Origin of the sequence: Jatrophihabitans sp., assembly GCA_036389035.1 — a bacterium.
Classification (GTDB): Bacteria; Actinomycetota; Actinomycetes; order Mycobacteriales; family Jatrophihabitantaceae; genus Jatrophihabitans_A.
Genome location: DASVQQ010000018.1, coordinates 184,081 through 190,932, shown reverse-complemented (window position 1 = coordinate 190,932; position 6,852 = coordinate 184,081). Strand labels below are relative to the sequence as shown.

The following is a 6,852-nucleotide window of genomic DNA, read 5'->3' as shown; positions in this document are numbered from 1 at the left end:
AGCGGCAGCGCGGCGCCGCTGCTGCTGCACGGGCACCTCGACGTCGTCCCGGTGGCCGGCCAACCGTGGAGCCGGCCGCCGTTCGAGGCCGAACTCCTCGACGGCTGCGTCTGGGGTCGCGGCACGGTCGACATGAAGGGCGGCGTCGCGATGATGGTCAGCGCGCTGCTGCGGCTGGCCGGCGCCGGCGGGCAGCCGAACGCCGACGTGGTGCTGGCGCTGTTCAGTGACGAGGAGGCCGGCAGCCAGGTCGGCGCGCAGTACGTGGTGCGCGAGCACCCCGAGCTCTTCGAGGGCGTCCGGTACGCGATCGGCGAGGACGGCGGCGCCTCGGTCGGGCTGGGCGGCCGCCGGCTGCATCCGATCGTGGTGGCCGAGAAGCGGGCGTGCTGGGTGCGGGTCACCCTGCGGGGACCGGGTGGCCACGGCTCCCGGGTGGCGCCGCCGGCCAACCCGATCCGGCAGTTGAACCGGCTGCTGTCGGCGGTGGCCGGCGGCGGCCTGGGCGGCCGGCCGACGGCAGCCGTGCGCCGGATGCTCACCGAACTCGCCGCCGCGGCCACCCCGGAGCTGGCCGTGGCGTACCGGGCGCTGGCCGCTGACCCGACCGACCTGTCGCCGCTGGCCGCGTTGCCCGAGCGGGACGAGCTGTACCTGCGCTCGGTGCTGCAGCACTCGGTGAACGCCACCGTGGTGCACGGTGGCACCAACGTCAACGTGCTGCCCACCGAGGTGAGCGTCGAGCTCGACGGCCGGTTGCTGGCCGGCCCGGCTGACTCCACGGACTTCATCGCGGCACTGCGCGCGCTGGTGCCCGACGAGCTGCTGATCGAGTTGCTGGTCGAGGGCGAGCCGTTGCCGGAGCCGGAGTTCGGGCCGATGTATGACCTGCTTGCCGGGGTGTTGCGCGACGCCGACCCGGACGGCGCGCCGGTGCCCATGATCGCCACCTCGTCGACCGACGCCCGGCTGCTTCCCGCGCTCGGGATCAGCTGCTACGGCTGGCTGCCGATGCTCTTCTCCGACGGCGTCAACTACCGCGACCTGATGCACTCCGCCGACGAGCGGGTGCCGGTCGAAGCCTTGCGGTTCGGTGAATCGTGCTTCTACGACCTGGTGTGCCGCTATGGCTGAGCGGGGCGCGATCCGCGTGCTTGCCGACAGCGTCCAGGACCGTCCGCAGCCGGCTCCGGGCGTGCGCGCTGCCCGGGTGATCCGGTCGGCGGAGGTCACCGCCGAGCTGGCTGCCGGGCTCGCCGCGCTCAGCAGGCAGGCCTACGCCGGCTCGGACCCGTTGCCGGGCCTGCCCGCGCCGGACGGGCAGTTCGAGACGCCGCAGCAGGTGCTGGCCACCCTGGACCCGGCCGGCCGGGTCTACCTCGTGCAGGACGGCCCGGGTCGGCTGCTCGCGGCCCTGCGGGTGAGCCCGGCGCCCGGTTGCTGGCGGATCAGCCGGATCTCGGTGCTGCCGGCGGCTCGCGGCCGGGGGCTGCTCGGGTGGTTGCTGGACGCGGTGGCCGGCGACGCGCGCCAGCAGGGCGTCGCCTGGCTGGAGCTGGACGCGGTCGTCGAGCGGTGCCTGCCGCCGCTGTACGCCCGGCTGGGCTTCGACGTCCGGTCCAGCTGGCCCAGCCCGGACAAGCCGCTGTCGGAGGTGACCATGCGACGGCCCACCGCCGGGCCGGCCGGACCGGTGCCGCTCGGCTGGTCGAACGCGCTGCTGGGCGAGCACCGGGCAGTGGTGACCTGGTTCTTGCGGGGTAGCACGCTGCTGCGGATCAGCCGGCCGGCCAGCGGGGACCCGCTCGCCGACGCCGCCGGCGCGGCCGGCCGGATCGAGCATGCCGACGCGCTGCTGGCCGGGCTGGACCTGAGCCGGCAGGACCCCGATCACCTCGACCGGATCGAGGTCTCACACGCCGGCCGGACCCGCCCCGAGCACCTGATGCCGCGCCGCCGGAACGCGGACACGCTCGCCCTGTGGCGCCCGGCGCCGGGACGCGAAGTGGCGATCGGCGACCTGTGGGCGGGAGGAACGCCATGACCGGCCAGCTCACCGGCGCCGGCGTCGCGGTGGACCTGCGCGGCTGGTTCGACAACCGCGGCCTCACCCCGGAGTCCGACCTGGCCGGCGGCGCGTTCAACGTCTGGCACAACACCTTCCCGGCCGAGGACCTGCCCGCGGACGGGTCCCGGGTCCAGGTCGGAGAGGTGTCCTTCGAGTTCCCGGCGCGGGGCGACACCGGAGCGGACAACCTGCGCTGCGCCGGTCAGCTGATCCCGTTGCCGCCGGGCCGCTATGACTGGCTGTACCTGCTGGCCGCTGCCGAGCGGCGCACCGAGGACCTGCTGCACCTGCACTACGCCGACGGCGCCGTGGACCCGGAATGGCTGCGCGTCTCGGACTTCTGGCCGCAGACGGCGGACCGGTTCGGCGCCCGGGCGGCGTTCCGGTGCACCGCGATGCACTATCCCCGCCACGTCCAGCGCGGGGTCGACCCGGTGATCTGGCGGCACCGGGTGCCGGTGCCCCGGCATGCGGAGCTGGCGGCCGTCCGGCTGCCGGACAACCCGGCCGCGCACATCTTCGCGCTCACCCTGGCGCCGGCGTGGGAGGAGTGGACGTGAGGGTGGAACTGGACGGCATCCACCCGTGGCGCCACGACCTGGCCGGTTGCCTGCACGCGTGCGCGGCGACCCTGGTCTCCCACGCCGGGTTCGCGCCGCTGGAAGCCCTCGGCGCCAGCTGGGATTTCTACTACCAGCTCGGTGACATCCGGTCCGAGGAGTACTACTTTCCCTGCCCGGACGGCCGATCGCTGCTGTCCAGCCTGGCGCCGTCGCACCCGATCTCATCCCGCTGGCGCTGGCCGCTGGACGCCGAGCAGGGTTGGCACGAGGTCCGCGAGCACGTTCTCGCCGGCTCGCCCGCGGCGGTCGCCGTGGACAACTTCGAGCTGCCGTTCCGGCCCGCCTACCAGGACGTGCACTCCAACCACCTGGTGGTGGTCTACGGCTTCGACGACGAGCGCCGCAGCGCGCTGGTGCTCGACGCGATCCCGCCGTTCTTCCAGGGTGAACTGCCGCTGCCGGTGCTGGCCGCGGCGCGCGCGTCGGGCAACCGGGTCTCCCACGAGCGGGACATGTTCTTCGCCGACAACCCGATCGGCAATCGCTGGCTGCAGCTGCTCGTCGACGGCCCGCCGAGCACGGACCCGGGTTCGCCGGGCGGCTTCCTGGCCGGCAACCTCAATAATTTCCGGGTGCCGGCCCAACCCGGCAGCTACCGCGGCCGGGACGGCATCGCGGGCTTCCTCGCCAAGATGAGCAACCGGCTGGAGGGCGGACACCCCATCGCCGACGAGCTGTTCGTGGTGGCAGGGGTGGCCTTGGCCAGCACCGCGGTGCACGCCGACTGGGTGGCCGACACCGGGCGGCGCCTCGGCCTGGCCGGTTGGCCGGAGCTGGCCAGGCAGATCGTCCGGGTCGCTCATCACTGGACCGCGATCCGGATCCTGGCGTCCCTGAGCCGCACCGGTGAAGTCAGCGCGCAGCGGCTGCGCAGCCGGCGGGCCGCGCTGCTGGCGGATCTGGACCGGGCCCTGGCCGGAGTCGAGACCGTGCTGGCGGCGCCCTGATGGCCGGCGCGCGATGCGGCCAACGGCGATTCGACGAACAGCGATGAGGAGCGACATGGACAAGCTCGCGATGCTCGGCGGAAACCGGGCAGTGCCCCGGAGCCTGCGGATCCTGCAGTGGCCGATGGTCACCGCCGAGGAGGAGCGGGCGGTGAGCCGGGCGCTGGCCAGCGGAAAGTTCACCACCGCCGCGGCCGGCGAGGTCGAGATCTCGTCCCTGGAGCGGGAGTGGGCCGACTTCGTCGGCACCGCGCACTGCGTCGCGGTCGACAACGGCACCGCGGCGCTGTCACTGGCCCTGGCCGCGGCCGGCGTGGCGCCCGGCGACGAGGTCATCGTGCCCGCGCTCAGCTTCATCGCCTCCGCGCTCGCGGCGGTGCACATCGCGGCGGTGCCGGTGTTCGTCGACATCGATCCGGACACCTTCAACGCCACCGCCGAGGCGATCGAGAACGCCGTCACCGACCGGACCCGGGCGATCGTGGTGGTGCACCTGCACGGCCTGCCCGCCGATCTCGACCAGATCCTGGCCGTTGCCCGGCGGCACGACCTGCTGGTGGTCGAGGACGCGGCGCAGGCCCACGGCGCCCGCTACCGCGACCGGGCGGTCGGCTCCTACGGCGCGGTGAACACCTTCAGCCTGAACGTCAGCAAGAACCTGCCGACCTGCGGCGAGGGCGGCCTGGTCACCACCGACGATCCCCGGCTGTACCGGCGGGCGAGCATGCTGCGGCAGTTCGGCGAGGCGCTGACCGAGTCCGGTGACCGCAGCTACGTCTCGCACCTGCCCGGCTGGAACCACAAGCCCAACGCCCTCCAGTGCGCCTTCACCCGCGCCCAGCTCGGCCGGTTCGAGATGACCGCCAAGCTCCGCGACCGCAACGTCGAGCAGTTCCTGGCGGCGCTGTCAGAACTGCCCGGCCTGCAGGCGCCCGGCTGCCCGCCCGATCGCAGCCACGCCTGGCACATCCTGCGGTTCCGGGTGCGGCCGGCGGCGTTCGGGCTCGACCAGGACCGAGCGGGCCCGCTACGGGCAGTGCTGATGCGCGCGCTGCGCGCCGAAGGGGTGCCGGTGTCGCACTACCAGTTGATGCCGCTGCCGGCGCAGCGCGCCTTCGCCGGCTCCGCCGAGCGCGGCGACTTCCCGAACAGCTACCAGGTCATCGATGACTCCTTCACGATCCAGAAGGCGCACCTGCATCCGGACGCCGGACCGCTGCTGGACAGTTACGCCGCGGCGTTCGACAAGGTGTGGCGGCATCGGGACCTGATCGCCTCCTACGCCGCTGCCGGAGCGCACGTGCCGCCGTGGGAGCAGGCCGGCCGGCTGGCCGACGCCGAGGCCGCCGAGCTGGAGTTCTGACACGGAAGCGGCGCCACGCCTGGCGCCGGCCGAGGTGCACAAACCGGAATGAGCGCTATAAGGTGCCCAATCGAGTCAGGGGCCTGCCTCCGCACCGGGGGTGTGGCGCCCTGGCCGGTCCCGCCCGAGCAGGGGGAGCAGCATGACGTCGCGTACGGCTGAGCCCGCCACCCCGAAGCGGCGCGGGCTGCTGTGGCGCCATCACGACTTCAGGTGGTTCTGGGCCGGCCAGAGCATCTCGGTGCTCGGCACCCAGGTCACCTCGATCGCCCTGCCGCTGGTCGCCGCGCTGACCCTGGACACCGGGGCCGGCGGCGTCAGCGTGGTGGCGACCGCGTCGTTCCTGCCCAACGTCCTGCTGCCGCTGTTCGCCGGCCACTGGCTCGAGACCCGCCGCCGCCGCCGGATCATGATCGCCGCCGACATCCTGCGGACGGCCCTGCTGGCGCTGGTCCCGCTCGCCTGGGCGCTGGACCTGCTGTCGCTGCCGCTGCTGGCCGCGGTGGCATTCGGGGTCGGCGCGGCCAGCGTCATGTTCGATATCGGCAGCTTCGCCTACATCCCCAGCCTGGTCACCGAGGAGGAGTTGCCGGCCGCCAACCAGGCGGTGCAGGGTTCGGCCACCGCCGCCCAGGTGGCCGGGCCGGGGGTCGCCGGCCTGCTGGTGCAGGCGGCCGGACCGGCGGCAGCGGTCGCCATCGACTCGGCCAGCTACCTGGCCAGCGCCCTCGGGCTGGCGAAGGCGCGGAAACCGGAGTCGCCCCCCGAGGTCGATGACACCCTGCCGACCGGCATCCTCGAGGGCCTCAAGCGGATCCTGGTCAACCCGATCCTGCGGGCGCTGACCGTCCATGCCGCCGTGTACAACCTGTCTGCCCAGATCCTGACGGTGAACCTGATCGTCTGGCTGGTCAAGGAACGCGGGCTGAGCGCCGGCGGCTACGGGCTGGCGCTGTCGGCCGGTGGCATCGGCGCCTTCTTCGGCACCATGATCGCGCTGCGGCTGGCCCGCCGGCTCGGCTACGGCCACGCCTTCGTCGCCTCGCTGGCCCTGTCCACCGGAGCTCCGCTGCTGCTGGCGACCTTCCCCTTCTCCGGCTACGCCCTCGGCGCCGCGGTGGCAGCGGTCCAGTTGGTCAGCGGCGCCGGCCTGGGCAGCGCGAACGTGCTGTCGGTGACGCTGCGCCAGGTGGTGGCGCCGCGTGGCTCGCTGGCCCGCACCAACGGCGGCTACCGGCTGCTGATCTTCGGCGTGATCCCGTTCGGCAGCGCGCTCGGCGGCGTCATCGGCCAGCTCGCCAGCAGCCGCGCCGGGGTGGCAGTGGGCGCCATCGGGCTGACCCTGTCGGCGATACCCATGGCGCGCCGGCATGTTCGGACGTTGCGCGACCCCAAGGACGCCCGCCGGGTGATGGCCGAGTCCAGCCGGCACGAGGACCCACCCGCGGTGGCCTCACCCTGGCGTTGACGTCGCGGTAGCCGCAGTTAGGAGATCGGAGAGATCTCGCACGGGTGAGGTGGACGCCGGCCACCGGTGCGAATCGACGCCTCGGCTGATGTAGCGCCGCCGCGCCCGCTCCTACAGTCCAAAGGCAGGACATCCGGCGACTGCCATGCGAAACCACTCGAAAGAGGTCCGAGCAGTGTCTGACTCTGCTGAGCAGGAACGGCTCTATTCCGTGGTGTTCAACCACGAGGAGCAGTACTCGATCTGGCCGAGCGGTCAGGACATTCCCGCCGGTTGGCAGGCGGAGGGCACCAGCGGCCCCAAGGCCGACTGCCTCGAACACATCGAGCAGGTCTGGACGGACATGCGTCCGCGCAGCCTGCGCGAGTCGATGGCCGGCTAGG

7 protein-coding genes are annotated in these 6,852 nt (G+C 73.1%); all 7 read left to right on the top strand.

The window, feature by feature from the left end; translation table 11 throughout:
- Positions 1 to 1,134 (top strand): M20/M25/M40 family metallo-hydrolase (locus tag VF557_13010; protein ID HEX8081123.1); only part of this gene is annotated, 1,134 nt, incomplete at its 5' end.
- Positions 1,127 to 2,044 (top strand): GNAT family N-acetyltransferase, encoded by a 918-nt coding sequence (locus VF557_13005; protein HEX8081122.1) that lies wholly within the window; start codon positions 1,127 to 1,129, stop codon positions 2,042 to 2,044. The genes VF557_13010 and VF557_13005, both read left to right, overlap by 8 nt.
- Positions 2,041 to 2,628, top strand: coding sequence for a hypothetical protein (locus tag VF557_13000; protein ID HEX8081121.1), 588 nt, complete (start codon positions 2,041 to 2,043; stop codon positions 2,626 to 2,628). The genes VF557_13005 and VF557_13000 overlap by 4 nt, the downstream gene beginning before the upstream one ends.
- Positions 2,625 to 3,638, top strand: a complete 1,014-nt coding sequence (locus VF557_12995) for a BtrH N-terminal domain-containing protein (GenBank protein ID HEX8081120.1) — start codon at positions 2,625 to 2,627, stop codon at positions 3,636 to 3,638. The genes VF557_13000 and VF557_12995 overlap by 4 nt, the downstream gene beginning before the upstream one ends.
- A 55-nt stretch (positions 3,639 to 3,693) precedes the next feature.
- Positions 3,694 to 5,001: a DegT/DnrJ/EryC1/StrS family aminotransferase gene (locus tag VF557_12990; protein ID HEX8081119.1), complete on the top strand. Its 1,308-nt coding sequence runs from the start codon at positions 3,694 to 3,696 to the stop codon at positions 4,999 to 5,001.
- A gap of 142 nt (positions 5,002 to 5,143) precedes the next feature.
- Positions 5,144 to 6,469, top strand: coding sequence for an MFS transporter (locus VF557_12985; protein ID HEX8081118.1), 1,326 nt, complete (start codon positions 5,144 to 5,146; stop codon positions 6,467 to 6,469).
- Positions 6,470 to 6,644: 175 nt separating this feature from the next.
- Entirely contained in the window at positions 6,645 to 6,851 is a 207-nt protein-coding gene (locus VF557_12980; protein ID HEX8081117.1) for an MbtH family NRPS accessory protein, read from the top strand.
- Position 6,852 lies beyond the last annotated feature (1 nt).